The following is a 16,402-nucleotide window of genomic DNA, read 5'->3' on the forward strand; positions in this document are numbered from 1 at the left end:
AAACTTATGAAGGCTTGCCACACACAACCTGTAAATCAATCACAATATCAAAGACTGCTAATAGCTGGTTCATTGCTTTTGCTTACGAGCAAGAACACAAAGCAATAGATAAGCAGCACGAGATTGTAGGGGTGGATTTAGACATACAGTTATAAGAATCTGGTTTTTACCCAGTCTTACCTCTCATCCCTGAGCATAAATGCTCCCGATCAAGAGAACAAATCGCACTTAGCGATATTCAGTCTAACATTCCTGCTGGGCGGCTGTGAGTAGCCTTTGCAACACAACCAAGTCTTTCATCAGTCCGCTCCAGCAGAGTTGTTATGCGGCTTACGCTGTGACCATTGTAGATTTGATGTCAGGTGATGCTGGCTCGAAATGCAACACCATAATTTGCTCCGAACGCAACCCGACAGATTCATAAGTGCGTCCAGCGCGATCGCTAAATTCGACCTCAAATGCTGTACCATCAGCTAACAGTTCAACCACTGTCCCAACTTGCCCGCGCCATAAATTATATTCAGGAAGGTCAACGGTCAAAGCTATAACATCTAGCAATTTGGCTGTATTTTTTGGCATCTCTGATCACCTCCAAGCACTACAGTGGGTAGCAGGTTGTTAACCTCGGAATTTCCGAACCATGCTCAATGATCCAGCCACTCCGAAGGGTCGCACTTCTATTTTGCCATTCAATCGTAAAATCTAGTGTATGGCGTTGCCCAAACTCATCTTGTCTGCCGAGTCGCACTTCTTGAGTTTGAATCACTTCAAGCAAAATTTGGCGTAATTCTTCAGCGTTATCAGCAGTCATCCCAAGGCACGATAAAAACAGTCGCGCTTTGTGCTTGCCATCGTTATGTTCTGGATTGAGGCAATAGTCGCGAAGTTTACGAATATCGACAATTGCGTTCTCTGCATTGGGAAGGAGCATGAAAAAGCTGACATGGATAAGCATTCCTCAGTTCTAGGATTTATATAGCAGGATAGTGCCGGGCTAAAAAATTTTCTGCATCGGCTGTGTCTTTAATCACTCCATCCACAGTAGCAGCAAGTAAATCATCTAATATTTGCCGATATTGCGGCCCGGGTTTGTAGCCTAATTTCTTTAAATCATTACCATTGAGTAGAGGCTGCACGTTCACTAAAACTTGCAAATAACCCCATATCTGCCGTCTGAGGGTTCGGTCTGTTTGCAAAGCTGTTAAAATCAGCATGGGTAAATCATACTGTCGCAGTAACTGCACTATTTGACTGGGACGCTGACAAGTTGGCAATAATTCCATCACCTGTGTTTGGGCTGTAGCTAAGTTTTGCAAGCGTTGAATACCATCTTCTGGTAGGTGCAGATTTGTGGCTACCTTGACTCGATATTGTGGTTCTAAATGGGCGATTAGGGCTTCTAGGCGCATCTCCCAGGGGATGAGGTGGTTTTGCGGGTCAAATCGTCTTAAACAGGCTTCTAACAATCGCAATTGCTGCACAAGTGATTTATCTAATTTCAGGGTAGGATGGATACATTGCAACGCCCCTAATTCATTGAGTAGTTGTAAGGCTGATTTACCATAGGGGGCTTGGAGAATATATTTTAACTCGGCTTTGAGTCGAGTCTGTAGGGCTGGGGTTTTGATGTTGGTTTGGGCTGTGCGATCGTAAACCCCACTGTTAATGGCATACTTGATAAAGTCTTTTGTTTGGGCTTCTATTTCAAATCCAAAGCGGACAGCAAACCGTACACCGCGATAAATGCGCGTAGGGTCTTCAATAAAGCTGTTGGGGTGTAATACCCGAATTTGCTTGGCTTGTAAATCTATCAAACCACCGCAGAAATCCAGTAATTCCCCAGGACGAGGGGAGGTCAGCCGCACAGCCAGGGCGTTAATGGTAAAGTCACGGCGATACAAGTCTTGACGAATGGAACTAGCTTCAACTTCCGGATTTGCAGCTGGGTAAGGATAAAATTCTGTTCTAGCTGTGGCGATGTCCATCCACAATGAGTTTAGTTCTGGGTCTTTGTGCCACAATAAGGCCGCGGTCTGAAAAGCACCATGAATTTCTAGCCGCGCCCCTGAGTAAATTTTCTGTAGTGCTTTGGCTAGTTCTACACCAGCGCCAACATCTGCTGCTTGGTGAAAGCCATCAACTACAAGGTCTATATCTGTAATCATTAATGTCCCTGCGGCTGATTCTGCTAACAGTAAGTCTCGCACCGCACCACCTACTAAGTAAAGATGCCAACCGCGTTTTTCCGCTGCTTGGGATGCTACGGTGAGTAATTCCCACATCTGCGGCGCTAGGCGATTTTGTAATTCTGTATTCAAGTTAGTTTTGAAGGAATTGGTGATGGGGAATTTATTTTCCGCTTCGGCTTGATGTAATTCCCTCAGTACGTTGGTACGGGTGACAATTCCCACTAATTGCCCGTTTTCTAATACTGGTAAGCGTCCAATATCATAGGTTACCATTTGGGCTTGAATTTCTGGCAGGATGGTGTCTGGTGTGATGCTTTTAACTTTAGTTGTCATGTAGGCTTTGACTGGTGCATGACTAAATCCGTGGTGTAGGGCAATATCTATATCCCGTCGTGAGATAATTCCCACGAGTTTTCCTTGGGTATCAACTACAGATAAACCAGAATGTCCATAACGTAATAAAATTCTTTGTGCTTGGGAAATTGTGGTTTCCGGTCTAATTGTCCGGACTGGGGAAGACATTAAGTCTCTGGCTGTGGGAGGATGGGGAATTGAGGTTTTGATGCCTTCTAGGAGTTGTTGTAATATTTCTTGTGTATTTCCTTGGCGCAGACTTAGGGATGCGGCTTGAGAATGTCCACCACCGCCGAATATGTGAAATAGGAGATTGAGATTTACGCCGGGAATTTGCGACCTACCAATGATTGTTAAACGCAAGTCGCCTTCTTTGTGGGTATATTCGTTTGCCAGTAGTAAGGCATCTATTTGGGTTAATTCTACAAGCTCTGAAGCTAAACTTGATAGTCCTGGTACAAAATTATCTGTTTTTATGGTCACCCAGGCGATTTTATATCCTAGTAAATCAAAATACTCTAAGTTTTCCAGGGCTTCAGTTAATAGCTGTTGTAGTTGAGGCGATAACCCAGGGTCAAGATAAGTTGAAATTACTGATGCTCTGGCTCCTTGTTGCATTAACCAAGCTAAAGCTAAAGCATCTCTGGGTGTGGCACTTTCAAATGTTAATGAGCCGGTATCTACATGAATACCTAAGGCCATGACTGTGGCTTGGACTGGTGTAAGGGCAATTTCTTGTTTTTGCAACTCTTCCACAATTAAGGTCGTACAGGCTCCCACTGGTTCAATGTGGGATTGTGTGGCCGGAATAGTTAGCTGTTGACTGAGGTGATGATCATAAACTATGATTTCTTCTATGTTGGATAATTCTAACCATTCGGCGGCTTTACCCAGGCGATCGCGATGTTGTGTGTCAACGACTCTCAAAGAACGAATTTCTTCGGGAATGACTGAACGTCTCTCCATGATGGGATACTCGTCCCGGTGCAATGCTAAAAAATCTCTCACGGGGGGATGTGCGCCACCGCTAAGTACAATCTTGCTCCCAGGCAATAAACAGCTCAAACCTACCGCAGCTGCCAAGGCATCGAAATCAGCCGTGGTGTGACAAAGAATTAAGTCCATAGTCCTGTGTGGGAAATATTCATTGGCGGTGAGGGATTGCTCACGACCAACTAGAATTTAGTTCCTAATGAGTATGGTGACGCAATTTCTGCTAGCTTAACATATGAGTAAAAACTGTTGGGTCACCCTTTAGGATATTGTATCTTTAGTATTCCGCTGTTTTGGGAGAAGCAAAAATGACTATAATATTTCAATTCGCTCTGATATCTTTAGTTCTCACATCTTTTGTGTTAGTAATTGGGGTTCCTGTGGCCTATGCTACTCCGCAAAGTTGGGTAGAATCAAAAAAACTGCTCTGGGTTGGTTCCGGAGTCTGGTTTGCTTTGGTGATTTTAGTGGGTATATTAAACTTTTTTGTAGTTTAAGCGATCGCTGAGGTCTATTTCGCCAAAATAGCATAGCGCCGGAGCAGAAGAGCCAAGAACAAGATTTTCCTGTTATCTTGTTCTATTTACATAACTGTGCTCTCCTGCTCTTGAGCATTGAAAGAAGAAATGTATATTGGCCAGAGTATAGTTGATTAAGAGGCAGTCATGGCAGTTTTTGAGGGAACTTTTGCTCCACCAGCCGAACCGTTACATTTAGCAGTGGTTGTGGCTCGATTCAACGACCTTGTTACCGGGAAGCTGTTAGAGGGTTGTCAAGATTGCTTGAAACGCCACGGTGTAGACCCGGACCCCTATGGTAGTCAGGTAGACTATGTTTGGGTTCCGGGAAGTTTTGAAGTACCTCTAGTAGCACGCCAACTCGCACTTTCCCATCGTTATGATGCGGTAATTTGTCTAGGTGCTGTCATTAGGGGACAAACGCCTCATTTTGATTATGTATCTGCTGAAGTTTCTAAGGGGATTGCAGCCGCTAGCTTCCAAACTGGTGTGCCGGTAATTTTTGGCATTTTGACGGTGGATACCATGCAGCAAGCTTTAGAGCGGGCGGGTATTAAAGGCAATCATGGTTGGGATTATGCCATGAACGCTCTGGAAATGGCTAACCTGATGCGACAATTGCGGTCTAGTCTCACAGAGTTATCCCCCCAGAATGGCCAGTCTTTACCAGGATCTTTTTCTAGTCCAAGTTTGGGCAGTTTAGCCGCCGAGTCAAAAGAAGTAGGCTGAGACTGGTTCTGAGTGGCTCCGCTCCTCTCCTTGTCCAGGAGAGGGAAAACTGGCAAAATTGGGGGTTGACAAATAAAAATATATCTGAGAATATAGATAAAGGATGGAGATTGCGGGTATAGCTCAGTGGTAGAGCGTCACCTTGCCAAGGTGAATGTCGCGCGTTCGAATCGCGTTACCCGCTTGTAAAAAGTAAAAACTCTAAGTTAATATATATACTAAGAGCATTTACATTGAGTTAGAGAGTTTGGGGTGTAGTCAACTTGTATTTTATGGGTGTACTACACATGATATAGTCTCGCTATTGGAATGGCAGCATGATCTACCATCTGCTGGGCATTGATATAGGGGAACCAAACCCCAAACTATTTAGGGAAGGTATTCTCTTCACAACAAGAAACACACGCTCAAGTTAATAGAACGCTTGTGCCATCTCAAAAACCCGAAAAAATTGACTTGAATGGGGAATATATCTGTCCGTGCCGTCGCAAAGGACAGTTAGTTCCAATTACACTTACAGAAGCATTTGGTTGCGATCGCTGTCAACAAATCTTTGTAGTGCAAGATAATGGACATATCCTAGAACAACTTCCAACTAGCTATCCCTACCAGCGAGCCTGGTACTGGACGGGAAATAGTTGGCGTGTTGTGCCTACTCAGATGAGACAAAGCTATCTACCTATAGCATTAGGGATTATTTTCGTGCTAGTGATTATATGGTTACCATTAGCACTGCAATTGGCAAATAGTTCTAGAATTATTGCTTGGGCAATAGTAGCTGTACTGTTGGCTATTCTGCCAGCACTGATGGTCTGGCTTACTTACAGACGTTAATTCAATGACTGTTGAAGTTTTGGATGATTACCCTGAACCTATTAATAGCGCTAAACGCGCTTATCAAGCTTCCCTTAACTTAGGGTATACCAAGGGATTAGACCGCAGTCGGGCTGTGTTGGCAATGGCTCAGGCGCTAGCAAATTCCTTTGACGACATTTTAGAAGCCAACACTTTGGATTTAGAAGCCAGCAAAGAAATGGCTGTACCAGAGTTGATTTTAGATTGGCTAAAGCTGACTCCCACTAGGTTAGAAGCAGCAGTAGAAATTATGCAAAGGTTAGGAGAAATTTCCGACCCCTTACGGCGAGTCAGAACTGCTAACTATCAACTAGAAGATTCTCAAAGTTACACTCAGTTAATGCCTTTGGGAGTGATTGGATTTATTTATGAGGCTTTTCCTGATTTAGGGGCGATCGCCGCCGGTTTATGTATCAAAACTGGTAATAGTATTATACTCAAAGGCAGTACAGAGGCGAGTCATTCCAACCAGGCCATAGCCAATGTCTTGCAAAGCGCCATTGAGGAAGTTGGTTTACCCTCTGGTTGTGTGGAACTGATTAAGGCAGAACACGGTGCTTCCATGCGAGATTTAGTCACCCAAGACAAATATGTGAACTTAGTCATACCCTACGGACGTTTTAGCTTAGTCCAGCAGGTAATGCGGCAGTCAACTTGTCCAGTGTTAAAGTCAGCAATGGGTAACTGTTACCTTTACTGGTCTGTGAATAGCAGCTTAGAGATGGTACGCTGGATGATTATAGATAGCCACGAAAGCGAACCAGACCCAGTAAACGCCATAGAAAAAGTATTAATTCATCGCCAGGCTGTGCCATCATCTTTAGCAGTTCTGTGGAACAGCTTGCAAGAAAAAGGCTTTCAAATTAAAGGAGATGAAGAACTGGTAGCAGAGTTTCCCCACCTACAACCGGTCAAAGCAGGTGAATGGGGTAGCGCTTATTTAACAAAAACCGTATCATTTAAACTGGTAGACACTTTAGAAGATGCGATCGCTTGGATTAATCAATATAGTAGCGGACACGCTGACTGTATTGCCACGGAATCCTATCAAGAAAGTCGCCAGTTTGCCTTGGGGGTGAATAGCGCCTCCACCTACATCAACACTTCCCCCCGGTTTTCTCGTAACCCTTCCCGTGGAGATTCAGTATTTCTGGGTATGTCTAACCAAAAAGGACACCGCAGGGGGTTTGTTAGCCTAGAAACTTTAACTACTGCTAAACATATTATTCAAGGTAATGGGCGGTTTTAGAAGTGAACAGAGAAGTCAAGCTGTATTTTACCCCAGTTGTGGAGTTCCCTTAGTCACATTGAGAAACTGGTATCCACCAGTTAAACCCTGAGGTGGTGGGGGATTTGCGAAAACCTATTTAGCGGTAGATATTCATAAGCGGGGGCAGATAACCTTGGACTCACCACAAACGGCTTTCGACCGTTCCCTACCACGAATTGTTAGCTAGCTGTTGCTTCTACAAACTACATAGCCAACGAGAAATAGATGCAACTTGGTTCTCCTCATTTAAGTTGGCAGCATTACTGAGCGTCTGGCTTTCTAATTGCTTCCAAATTTCGGTAGCCATCCTTCTCTCAATCGCTGCCCCTACAAAAAATGTAAGTGGTAATAAATGACCAGCATCCGCGAATGATTGTCGTATACGATTGAGTGCCGCTTGTGCTGTTTTCCAATGCTCGTCAGCACCGGCTGGATCAATTCCACCCTTGAGTTCGCCCAATGCGATTGTGTAAGGCTCAAGTTGAACACGTTTAATTTTAATATTGTGAGATTTATTAGCAGGTAGTGCTTCTGGAGCAAGGTCGAACAAACAGATATCTACATTACTTTTAACCAAGGGAATATTTAGGTTATAGATAAGTGTACGCCTACCCAGATCACTCTCCCAACTGAGTCCGCGTAAAGATAATTCAATTTCTGCGTCATCGTTTGTCATCCCTATCCACTTTTTTGTTCTTGAATGCTGCCAGTGATATCTTTGACCTGCAATTGTAAGAGTTGAAAGAATAGTACGAGTTAGTTTTCTTTGTGCCAAAGCTCCACCAACATTACGCATCGAGCCTCCAAGCGTATCGCCACGAGTCAAGAGAAATCTAAACACTAATTCTTCTACAAAGTTTGCACCTGCTGGCTCCAGAAAGTTTTTGACTAAACCATTAATCGCATCAATTTTATCTTCTGGTGTCAAATAAGCAAGAGACTTATCAGACAATCCTGCCGCGGTCAATAATCCCATGTCGATACCATGAATGTGTAATAAGTCAGCAGGACTCTTAGCCAGATTTGCTGCTTCTTGAAGTGCCCTTGCTTCTGCAACATAAGGGCTAGCCCGTCGATTCTTCTCAAGGGCAAGTGCTACAAAGCCCGCACGAGTTGCTTCATAGGTTGTGACAAGATCGTCACTAGACTGAAGATGATTATGATAAGCATTCATAGGAGCGGCTTACTGTTTTTTCCATACGTAAACACACTTTCTCAAGGGAGCACGCCCATGGTTTCCCATTTGCTGGCTACTGTTACCTTTATCGCTGGGTAAAACGAGAATATTTTCAACTATAAAACCTAGTTTCTCTGCAAAGTCAGATAGGATCATATCTACTGAAATACTTATACCAGAATAACGCACATTGTCATTGACCATAAACAATACTGCTCCGGGTTTGAGTACGCGAGAACATTCTTGTATGACGCAAGCCATTTCATCAAAGTAACCTCTAACCATCCTGGGTATCCCATTATTATTTAATACACCTTGAAGTTTCTGATTATCTAAATAGCCCAGAATAGCTTGCAATAGAGGTTGTGAATTTGCAGTCTCTAAAGCCAATCTCCAATTTGGATTCATAGCCAATAAATCTTTTGAGCGATTTTCGACTGTACAGCTTAACATTTCCTGTCGGAGATCAATTAGTCCCTTTTCAGAAATATCTAATAATGCAAGCTCCAATGCATAAGTACGAGTGTAGTCATATCGGTTGCAATAGGGTGGAGACGTAATAACAGCATCATAAATTGCATCAGGTAAAGTCGGTAGCAATTTCAGACAAGACCCTTTGTAAAGCTGGATTTTACCAGGCGCTCTCTTAAACGAAAAAAGTTCTGTCTGATGTGTATGAGGTTTTAGGTCATTAATAATTTCTGCGATTTTATTAGCGATCGCATTATCAAAATCTAAGATTTCACCTTTATTGAAAGGCTTTTTACCTTGTCCACGACCGGAACGATAATCCCAACGAAGATACTGTCCATCTTTGCGAGTGTAGCTTATGGATTCTAAAACACAAAGCAAAGAAAAGAGCAAAACTTTTCGGACTCTTGGATTCTCCTGATAAAAAGCTCCGAGGTATTGCCCAATTGCTCTTTTGTTTTCTGTAGAATAAGCTCCTTTTGTAATCCTAAATTCTGGTAAACAGAACTCTCTATCATTCTGTTTCCATATTTGGGAACTTAACCAAGTTTTGAGACGTATAAGATCATCGGATATAAATTCGCTATCGAGAACCTTCTTGGTTTCAATAATCTGTTGACCAATGGGTAACAATTCAATCCCATCGGCATCTAGTCCCAAATCACTAACAGCAAACAAAGCGGTTCCGCTACCTGCAAAAGGATCTAATATCTTGCCCTGATTAAGCCTGTATTTTTCCAGTAAAAGCTCAACAAGAGAAGCAGAGAACGCTTCTTTATACTTGTACCATCGATAAATAGGTCTTGTTTTATTAGCTTGAAAACTTACTAAAAGTCTAGTAAGTGCAGGCTGAACTAAAAACTTAGTTTGAAAATGATGCTGCAATTGTTTGTCAAGGTTATCAATTTTTCTAAGAGCACTATTTTGGACTTCAGGGGTGATGTCGGAGATGCTTGACAGACTTGTCACAAGTATTGTCCCCATAAAACACGCATACGGTTATTATATCAGTGCCTTTAATAGTCTGCTGACTCTGGGTTACATCCCATTTGCCCTAACAGATGTGTGGAGGACAATTGGCTACAAGATTTAAGAGGATGTTTTAAAAGGGGGGAGGGTTGGGAAAAAAGCTCACAAGGTATAAGCTGAGATTTGTAGATATCAGCACCTTGTGAGTAAACGAATAAAGTATATCCTAGCAACCTAACATGGGAACAGTATCGCCATGATTCCCATCATACTCAGACGACTGGCTTGATTATTGACTAACTTTGATTTTTAAAACATCTTCTTAAGTTTTGTCAAGATTGTATGAACTTAGTCTAGATGAGGTGCAGTTCCCATGAGTTTTAACCAGCGATAATTAGAAGCCAATGCGGCAGTAAAATTTGGGCAAACATTGTATTTAACGCCAAAATCTTCACAAACATCAGCTAATATTTTAGATATTTGAGGATAATGAATATGGCAAATATTCGGAAATAAATGATGAACAACTTGATAGTTAAGACCACCAAGATACCAGGTTAAAAATTGATTATTGGGAGCGAAATCAACGGTAGTTCTTGTTTGAAATATTGCCCATTCATCCTCAATCTTTAAATCACCACTGGACTCAATAAAGTCTGCTGCTTCCATAACATGAGCCAGCATGAAAATTGTAATACTCACCAAGCCATAGGTCATATAAGTAATACAAAATCCTATAAGCGCCTGAATAGGTGTATATCCGATAGTAATTGGTATTCCCAAGAATAGCCCTAGCCAAATAAATTTCCCACTCACAAAAATCAACAGGTCTATTGGTTTAAGCTTAGGAATATCATAGGTGTGATATTTCCGGTTAACCGTAATGAAACCAATATCATGTATAGACCAATAAAAGGGTATGATAGTATATATCAACCAGATGAATATATGTTGAAACGAGTGATACCATTTATGCTCAACATAGACAGTCATCCTCACTAATCCACCACCATGTATTTCTACATCATGCCCTAATAAATTAGTGTATTTATGGTGGAGAAAATTATGTCTAAACTTCCACAAATAACTAGATAGACCAATGATATCATAAGTGATACCCAAGATATTATTGACAATTTTTTTGCGAGAGTAAGCACCGTGATTTGCATCATGTCCTACATTAAAAGCAACACCAGCAATTCCCAATCCTAAGAAAATACAGCTGATGACTTTTATCCATATTTGTGGTGGTCCGAAGAGAGTAAATACCCAAGCAGAGATTACCCAGGAAAAAAGGACTGCTGTTTTAATGTACATTGCAGGATTATCTCTAGTAGAAATATTCTGCGACTGAAAATAAGCATCAACCCGGCGATTGAGTTCTTTTCTAAAACCGTAGTTTTTGGTAAAAGTTACTTTTGGTTGTGTTTCTGTCATATATGTTCTTGCACTGGATTGTATTGTGGGAGAACTTGATTCTCCTGAGCTTCTCTTATCCACCGGGTGTGTGAGATCAAAAAAGCCCGCCAAAGCGGACTTTCTTGGTATGGCTGTGGATGATATTAGCCTAGTTTTGACTCTTAGAAGTATAGTAAACCTTGCTACCTGTATCCGGTACAAATTTACAGCTAACAGCAGAACGCCATAGAGACTTCCAAATAGGTTCCTCTGACTTGCGGAAATATTCACCCATCACTGGTTTAATCGCCTCAGTCGCCTTCAACAAATTGTAATGGGGAATGTTAAGGAATATGTGGTGAGCAACATGAGTACCAATATCATGATGAATGTGATTTACCCAACCGTAATCACGGTCAATACTAGAAATTGCGCCTTTGAGAAAAGTCCAATTTTCCCCACGGTACCAAGGAATATCTGGCTCAGTATGATGTAGAAATGTTACCAAATCTAACCAAATCACAAACACAATGTAGGGCATAGCGTAGTATTTTAGCAGCCACATCCAACCCCATTGATAGGTGAAGAAACCTAGTAAACCTACCATAGCAATCCACAGTATAGTACTAGTCAACACATCCGATTTTTCCGATGGCTTAAACAGGGGGCTGCTAGGTGAAAAGTGAGAACCTTCCTTACCTGGAGAACGCTTAAATAAATACACCGGATAAGCCAAAAGAAAGACATAATATCGCCCTATCTTTTGCAATAGTGGCATTTCCTTGTACTGGGATTCAGTCACAGGATACCAGCTTTCATCATTATCGATACTGCCAGTATTTTTGTGGTGAGTTCTGTGGCTAATTCTCCAACCATGATAAGGGACTAGTATTGGTGTGTGGGATAAGTGTCCAATCAAATCATTGAGCCATTTTTGCTTAGAAAAAGATTGGTGTCCGCAGTCATGTCCAACTACAAACAAAGCCCAAAACATTGTCCCTTGCATGAACCAGAAAACTGGCCAAAAATACCAAGAATCTAGATAATAAGCCACTGCATAAAGTAGGCTAATAATCAAGATGTCACGAAAAAAGTAAAATAGGGATTTAGTTACATTTGGCTGAAAGCATTCAGCCGGTATAGCAGCTTTCAAATCCTGAAGAGTAAAGGGAAGTTGGGTTTTTTCCTCAGACAATTTACAGTCATCAGAATTATTGAAAGCGATAGTATTTGATGGCACTTGATTCTTTTGTGGGATAGAAATCAGACTTTTTTGACATATTTTTGGGATTAGCTTTCACTAATACCCTATAAGGTAATCTCTGGTAATTCAACTCAGCTTAAAAGTAGATTAAGAATTACCAGAGCCTATTTAATTTACAGGATAATCAGCACTGTTGCAAGTATTGAGAATGCAATTTATGCCGGGTGGTATTTATTGTTGTTTTCCTGCGTAATACTCATTGAAGGTCTGATAGCCAATATCAGTTTGATACAGTTGACATTGGTCTGTGATTTGCTTCATTAAAGACCAAGAAAACTGACATTCATCATGTAGATAAGGCTGCCAATTTTTCTTAATGCTGCTATAGGCTAGACGCAAATTATAAGCAGGGATAGCAGTAGAAATGTGATGGGGAACGTGGACATTGATATCATGGCAGAGGATTTCTACCCAGCGGGGATAATCACAATGAATGGTACCAAATAGTTGTGCTAAAGCCTCATTCCACTTGTTAGCTGTTTCAAAAGAAACATCTGGGGCGGTGTGATGAACAATTGTGAAGGTACTCATCCAAAAATGGTAAACCATCCAGGGTAGTAGCCAAAATTTGACAAATCCCCAAATACCAGTTGTAGCAATCAAAAGAGGAAAAACGATGGCGGCAAACACAACTACTACAGCCACAGAAAGCTTAACACTTGATTGGTCTTTGGTTTTGAATTTCCGCCAATCAAAATGTACCACTGCCCAATGTCCAATGGAACCTACCCACCACAGACGCTGACGCATAAACCTTTCAAAGGCAAATTGCTTTAAGGGTGACCAATTGGTAAACACTTGTGTTCTAATGGGATGCCAAGCATTATCCTCATCCAACTTGTTGGTATGAGCATGGTGATGATTATGCTTAATTCGCCAGCTGTGGAAGGGGTAAATTAACGGCATCATAAATAAATGCCCCACTAAATCATTTACCCACATACTTTTAGCAAAAGACCTGTGACCACAATCATGGCCGATGACAAAAAAACCTGTTAAAGCAGTACCGGTAAAAATCCAAGCTAGGGGTAAGAGAAACCAAGGACTGATGGTGAGCAGATAGTAGCCCAAGGCTACCATAGAAACACTGATGAGAACTTGTGTCCAAGCTTTGCGACTGTTTTTCTCAAAACATTCCCTGGGTAAGCTTTTGATAATATCTTGTAGCTTCAGCTTGGGTTCGCCAAGGTCCTCACCTAGTTTTTGGCTGTTGATTATTGATGTAGTCATGAATACCTGGAAAACAACAGACTTCCCTACCAATTCACCAAAAAGGTGGATGGATGTAAAGTTTCTTAACATTAGCGTCTTGGATTATAGCAATCTCAGCTACACAAGCGCACTATTTTTATTAGCTATAGGAGATAATTTTCCCTGTGGTGAATGGTTATTAGTTTTTCAGGGAAATTAGCTTTGACCCACTATTAACCAATCACCTGTAAATTACTGCCTTTTACCTGCCAACTTGACATTTGTAGCTAGACCGAGTAATTGCAGTAATTGAATAGTCATCCAAGTTAAATCGATTTCCCACCATTCCAGGCCGTGACGAGCAGAGTATTGATAGGCATGGTGGTTATTATGCCAGCCTTCACCGAATACTAGCACCGCCACCCACCAGCAGTTAGTGGAGCGATCGCCAGAATCATGACTACGATAACCAAATTTGTGAGTAGCGCTGTTCACCAACCAGGTGCAATGGTACACCCAGACAATGCGAACAAAGATACCCCAGACCACAAAAGGCCAGCCACCCAGATACATGAGTAATAAACCCAGTGCCACCTGAATCAAAATAAAATATTTCTGTAAAAACTGATAAACTGAGTCTTCGGCAATATCTTTGGTGAACCGAGGAACGTCAGCATGAGCAGGAGAGTGATAAATTAACCAACCCATATGACTCCACCAGAAGCCTTTATTGGAATCATGGGGGTCTGTTTCGGTATCAGAATGTAAATGATGAATGCGATGTGTACCTACCCATTCAATTGGACCTCCTTGACAGGCCAATGTCCCACAAAACACCAAGAAATATTCCAGCCATTTGGGAGTTTGAAAACTGCGGTGAGTTACCAGACGGTGAAAACCTAGAGTAATACCCAATCCACCGGTTATCCAGTAAAGTAATAAAGCGACACCAACGGCATTCCAGCTAAAGTTACTAGGAACCAAAGCAAATAAAGCGCCGATGTGCAGAGCAATGAAAAACAGGGTATTCACCCAGTTAATTTGAGGTTTAGTTGAAGTAGCAATTGTCATGCAATAACCCGAGTTGAAATTGTCTAGCCTAATCTGCGTGATTGGAAAATCCGCATATCTAACTAATTTTTTGTGAAAGAGGAACTAATGAATAGCGTGGAACAGCTGCGGCAAGCAGAACAGGCACTGTTAGAGATTTTTTCTGGAATTGACGCTCAGGTCAAGCATAATCTGAAAAGAGTCCTGGATGCCTTTGGTCATCACCGTGTTGGGGCACACCATTTTGCTGGTGTCAGTGGTTATGGCCACGATGATTTAGGAAGACAGACGTTAGATCAAGTGTTTGCCGAAGTCATGGGTGCTGAAGCGGCGGCGGTGCGAGTGCAGTTTGTTTCTGGTACTCATGCGATCGCCTGCGCCTTATTTGGTGTGCTCCGTCCTGGAGATGAGATGTTAGCAGTAGCTGGTTCTCCCTACGATACGCTTGAAGAAGTCATTGGTTTACGAGGTAAAGGCCAAGGTTCCCTTCTTGAGTTTGGCATAAATTACCGCCAATTGGAGCTAACCCTCCAAGGAACTATAGATTGGCAAACCCTAAGTAGTAGCATTAGTGAGAACACCCGGTTAGTGTTGATTCAGCGTTCTTGCGGGTATTCCTGGCGGCCGAGTTTATCAATTAGCGACATAGAAAAAATCGTTTACCTAGTGAAACAGCAAAACCCCAACACCGTTTGTTTTGTAGATAACTGTTACGGGGAATTTATTGAAACCAGAGAACCCACAGATGTTGGTGCCGATTTAATCGCCGGGTCATTGATTAAAAATCCTGGGGGGACAATCGTCACAGCGGGGGGTTATATTGCTGGTCGTGCTGACCTAGTAGAAGCGGCCGCCTGTCGTCTCACAGCTCCTGGGATTGGTAGTTATGGTGGTGCTACCTTCGACCAAAATCGCCTGTTATTCCAGGGCTTATTTTTAGCTCCCCAGATGGTAGGGGAAGCCATGAAAGGAACTCACCTAACTGGTTATGTATTCCATAAGTTAGGTTATCCAGTCAATCCTGCACCCCTAGCACCCCGTGGGGATGTCATTCAAGCCATTAAACTCGGCTGTGCTGCCAAACTAATTGCCTTCTGTAAAGCCATACAACAGCATTCACCCGTAGGTTCCTATCTCGACCCCATTCCCGATGATATGCCGGGCTACGAGAGCCAAGTAGTCATGGCTGGGGGGACGTTTATTGAGGGAAGCACTTTAGAATTTTCCGCTGATGGTCCTTTGCGTGAGCCTTATGTGGTTTATTGCCAGGGGGGGACTCACTGGACCCATGTGGCGATCGCATTAGAGGCGGCGATCGCAGCGGTGGGAATGGCTACATAGGTTGAGTGAGTAGTAGCCTAGTTGACAATTAAATAGACAAACCTATACACTTATCTACACACCTATAAGTGTATTTATGTTTCTAAACAAGATATGACAGAATTAGACAACAAAGAAGTACAGTGTTGAGGTCGAGCAATGCTTTTATCCATTAAAACAAAGTTAAAACTGAGTAAAACCCAAGAAATAATAATGAATAAACACGCAGGTATTGCCAGGTTTACTTATAACTGGGGTTTAGCGACTTGGAATAATCTTTATAAAGATGGATTAAAGCCCAACAAATATATTCTGAATAAATTCTTTAATAATCATGTTAAACCTGAGTTTGAATGGATTAAACAAAAAGGTATTTGTCAGAAAATAACTCAATATGCTTTCGACCATTTAGGTGATTCTTTCTCTAGATTCTTTAGCGGTAAAGGTGGATATCCTAAGTTTAAAAAGAAAGGACATCGCGACGCGTTTACCATTGATGCTGGAGGTAAGCCGATTCCAGTAGGCGGCAAATCAATAAAGCTACCGACGATTGGAAGGGTAAAAACTTATGAAGGCTTGCCACACACAACCTGTAAATCAATCACAATATCAAAGACTGCTAATAGCTGGTTCATTGCTTTTGCTTACGAGCAA

General features: G+C 42.1%; 15 protein-coding genes and 1 tRNA gene. 7 read left to right on the forward strand and 9 right to left on the reverse strand.

Annotated features, from left to right (window positions below):
• Positions 1 to 330: 330 nt before the first annotated feature.
• From PN457_RS10415 to PN457_RS10425, 3 genes are read right to left on the reverse strand one after another with little or no spacing between them, the layout of a single operon-like run.
• Positions 331 to 579, reverse strand: coding sequence for a DUF4926 domain-containing protein (locus tag PN457_RS10415; protein ID WP_271733209.1), 249 nt, complete (start codon positions 577 to 579; stop codon positions 331 to 333).
• Positions 580 to 598: 19 nt separating this feature from the next.
• Entirely contained in the window at positions 599 to 955 is a 357-nt protein-coding gene (locus PN457_RS18325; protein ID WP_334310758.1) for a DUF6883 domain-containing protein, read from the reverse strand.
• Between the two features lie 16 nt (positions 956 to 971).
• Positions 972 to 3,668 carry a CBS domain-containing protein gene (locus PN457_RS10425; RefSeq protein WP_271733211.1) on the reverse strand — a complete coding sequence of 899 codons (2,697 nt, stop codon included), beginning with the start codon at positions 3,666 to 3,668 and terminating at the stop codon, positions 972 to 974.
• A gap of 176 nt (positions 3,669 to 3,844) precedes the next feature.
• On the opposite strand from PN457_RS10425, the gene psbZ reads away from it, so the two are divergent.
• The 5 genes from psbZ (at position 3,845) to PN457_RS10450 (ending at position 6,887) form a co-directional block, all read left to right on the forward strand.
• Positions 3,845 to 4,033, forward strand: coding sequence for a photosystem II reaction center protein PsbZ (gene psbZ / locus PN457_RS10430; RefSeq protein ID WP_271733212.1), 189 nt, complete (start codon positions 3,845 to 3,847; stop codon positions 4,031 to 4,033).
• A 168-nt stretch (positions 4,034 to 4,201) separates the two neighbouring features.
• Entirely contained in the window at positions 4,202 to 4,783 is a 582-nt protein-coding gene (gene ribH / locus PN457_RS10435) for a 6,7-dimethyl-8-ribityllumazine synthase (RefSeq protein ID WP_271733213.1), read from the forward strand.
• 112 nt (positions 4,784 to 4,895) lie between these two features.
• Positions 4,896 to 4,967 (forward strand) — tRNA-Gly (locus PN457_RS10440).
• 242 nt (positions 4,968 to 5,209) lie between these two features.
• Positions 5,210 to 5,617, forward strand: coding sequence for a hypothetical protein (locus tag PN457_RS10445; protein WP_271733214.1), 408 nt, complete (start codon positions 5,210 to 5,212; stop codon positions 5,615 to 5,617).
• Between the two features lie 4 nt (positions 5,618 to 5,621).
• A complete protein-coding gene (locus PN457_RS10450) occupies positions 5,622 to 6,887 on the forward strand; it encodes a glutamate-5-semialdehyde dehydrogenase (protein ID WP_271733215.1) in 1,266 nt (421 codons plus the stop codon).
• 217 nt (positions 6,888 to 7,104) lie between these two features.
• Here the strand turns inward: PN457_RS10450 and PN457_RS10455 are convergent, their stop codons facing one another.
• From PN457_RS10455 to PN457_RS10480, 6 genes are all read right to left on the reverse strand, one after another.
• A complete protein-coding gene (locus PN457_RS10455) occupies positions 7,105 to 8,082 on the reverse strand; it encodes a type II restriction endonuclease (RefSeq protein WP_271733216.1) in 978 nt (325 codons plus the stop codon).
• 9 nt (positions 8,083 to 8,091) lie between these two features.
• Positions 8,092 to 9,525: a site-specific DNA-methyltransferase gene (locus tag PN457_RS10460; RefSeq protein ID WP_271733217.1), complete on the reverse strand. Its 1,434-nt coding sequence runs from the start codon at positions 9,523 to 9,525 to the stop codon at positions 8,092 to 8,094.
• 348 nt (positions 9,526 to 9,873) lie between these two features.
• Positions 9,874 to 10,962, reverse strand: coding sequence for a fatty acid desaturase family protein (locus PN457_RS10465; protein ID WP_271733218.1), 1,089 nt, complete (start codon positions 10,960 to 10,962; stop codon positions 9,874 to 9,876).
• A gap of 130 nt (positions 10,963 to 11,092) precedes the next feature.
• Complete coding sequence (locus PN457_RS10470) at positions 11,093 to 12,163, reverse strand: fatty acid desaturase (protein WP_271733220.1); 1,071 nt, start codon at positions 12,161 to 12,163, stop codon at positions 11,093 to 11,095.
• Between the two features lie 195 nt (positions 12,164 to 12,358).
• Positions 12,359 to 13,417: a fatty acid desaturase gene (locus PN457_RS10475; protein ID WP_271733221.1), complete on the reverse strand. Its 1,059-nt coding sequence runs from the start codon at positions 13,415 to 13,417 to the stop codon at positions 12,359 to 12,361.
• 213 nt (positions 13,418 to 13,630) lie between these two features.
• Positions 13,631 to 14,449 (reverse strand): acyl-CoA desaturase, encoded by an 819-nt coding sequence (locus PN457_RS10480; protein ID WP_271733222.1) that lies wholly within the window; start codon positions 14,447 to 14,449, stop codon positions 13,631 to 13,633.
• A gap of 87 nt (positions 14,450 to 14,536) precedes the next feature.
• Between PN457_RS10480 and PN457_RS10485 the strand changes: the two genes are divergently transcribed.
• Both PN457_RS10485 and PN457_RS10490 read left to right on the forward strand, forming a co-directional pair.
• Positions 14,537 to 15,769 carry a methionine gamma-lyase family protein gene (locus PN457_RS10485; protein WP_271733224.1) on the forward strand — a complete coding sequence of 411 codons (1,233 nt, stop codon included), beginning with the start codon at positions 14,537 to 14,539 and terminating at the stop codon, positions 15,767 to 15,769.
• 138 nt (positions 15,770 to 15,907) lie between these two features.
• Positions 15,908 to 16,402 (forward strand): RNA-guided endonuclease InsQ/TnpB family protein (locus tag PN457_RS10490; protein WP_271733223.1); only part of this gene is annotated, 495 nt, incomplete at its 3' end.

This window comes from Anabaenopsis arnoldii, assembly GCF_028331025.1.
Taxonomy (GTDB): domain Bacteria; phylum Cyanobacteriota; class Cyanobacteriia; order Cyanobacteriales; family Nostocaceae; genus Anabaenopsis; species Anabaenopsis arnoldii.

Excerpts from the sequence above, each read along its gene's own strand:
- PN457_RS10415 (WP_271733209.1), bottom strand. The coding sequence starts at position 579 with ATGCCAAAAAATACAGCCAAATTGCTAGATGTTATAGCTTTGACCGTT.
- PN457_RS10465 (WP_271733218.1), bottom strand. The coding sequence starts at position 10,962 with ATGACAGAAACACAACCAAAAGTAACTTTTACCAAAAACTACGGTTTT.
- PN457_RS10475 (WP_271733221.1), bottom strand. The coding sequence starts at position 13,417 with ATGACTACATCAATAATCAACAGCCAAAAACTAGGTGAGGACCTTGGC.
- PN457_RS10450 (WP_271733215.1), top strand. The coding sequence starts at position 5,622 with ATGACTGTTGAAGTTTTGGATGATTACCCTGAACCTATTAATAGCGCT.
- PN457_RS10485 (WP_271733224.1), top strand. The coding sequence starts at position 14,537 with ATGAATAGCGTGGAACAGCTGCGGCAAGCAGAACAGGCACTGTTAGAG.
- PN457_RS10425 (WP_271733211.1), bottom strand. The coding sequence starts at position 3,668 with ATGGACTTAATTCTTTGTCACACCACGGCTGATTTCGATGCCTTGGCA.
- ribH (WP_271733213.1), top strand. The coding sequence starts at position 4,202 with ATGGCAGTTTTTGAGGGAACTTTTGCTCCACCAGCCGAACCGTTACAT.
- psbZ (WP_271733212.1), top strand. The coding sequence starts at position 3,845 with ATGACTATAATATTTCAATTCGCTCTGATATCTTTAGTTCTCACATCT.
- PN457_RS10480 (WP_271733222.1), bottom strand. The coding sequence starts at position 14,449 with ATGACAATTGCTACTTCAACTAAACCTCAAATTAACTGGGTGAATACC.
- PN457_RS10455 (WP_271733216.1), bottom strand. The coding sequence starts at position 8,082 with ATGAATGCTTATCATAATCATCTTCAGTCTAGTGACGATCTTGTCACA.
- PN457_RS18325 (WP_334310758.1), bottom strand. The coding sequence starts at position 955 with ATGCTTATCCATGTCAGCTTTTTCATGCTCCTTCCCAATGCAGAGAAC.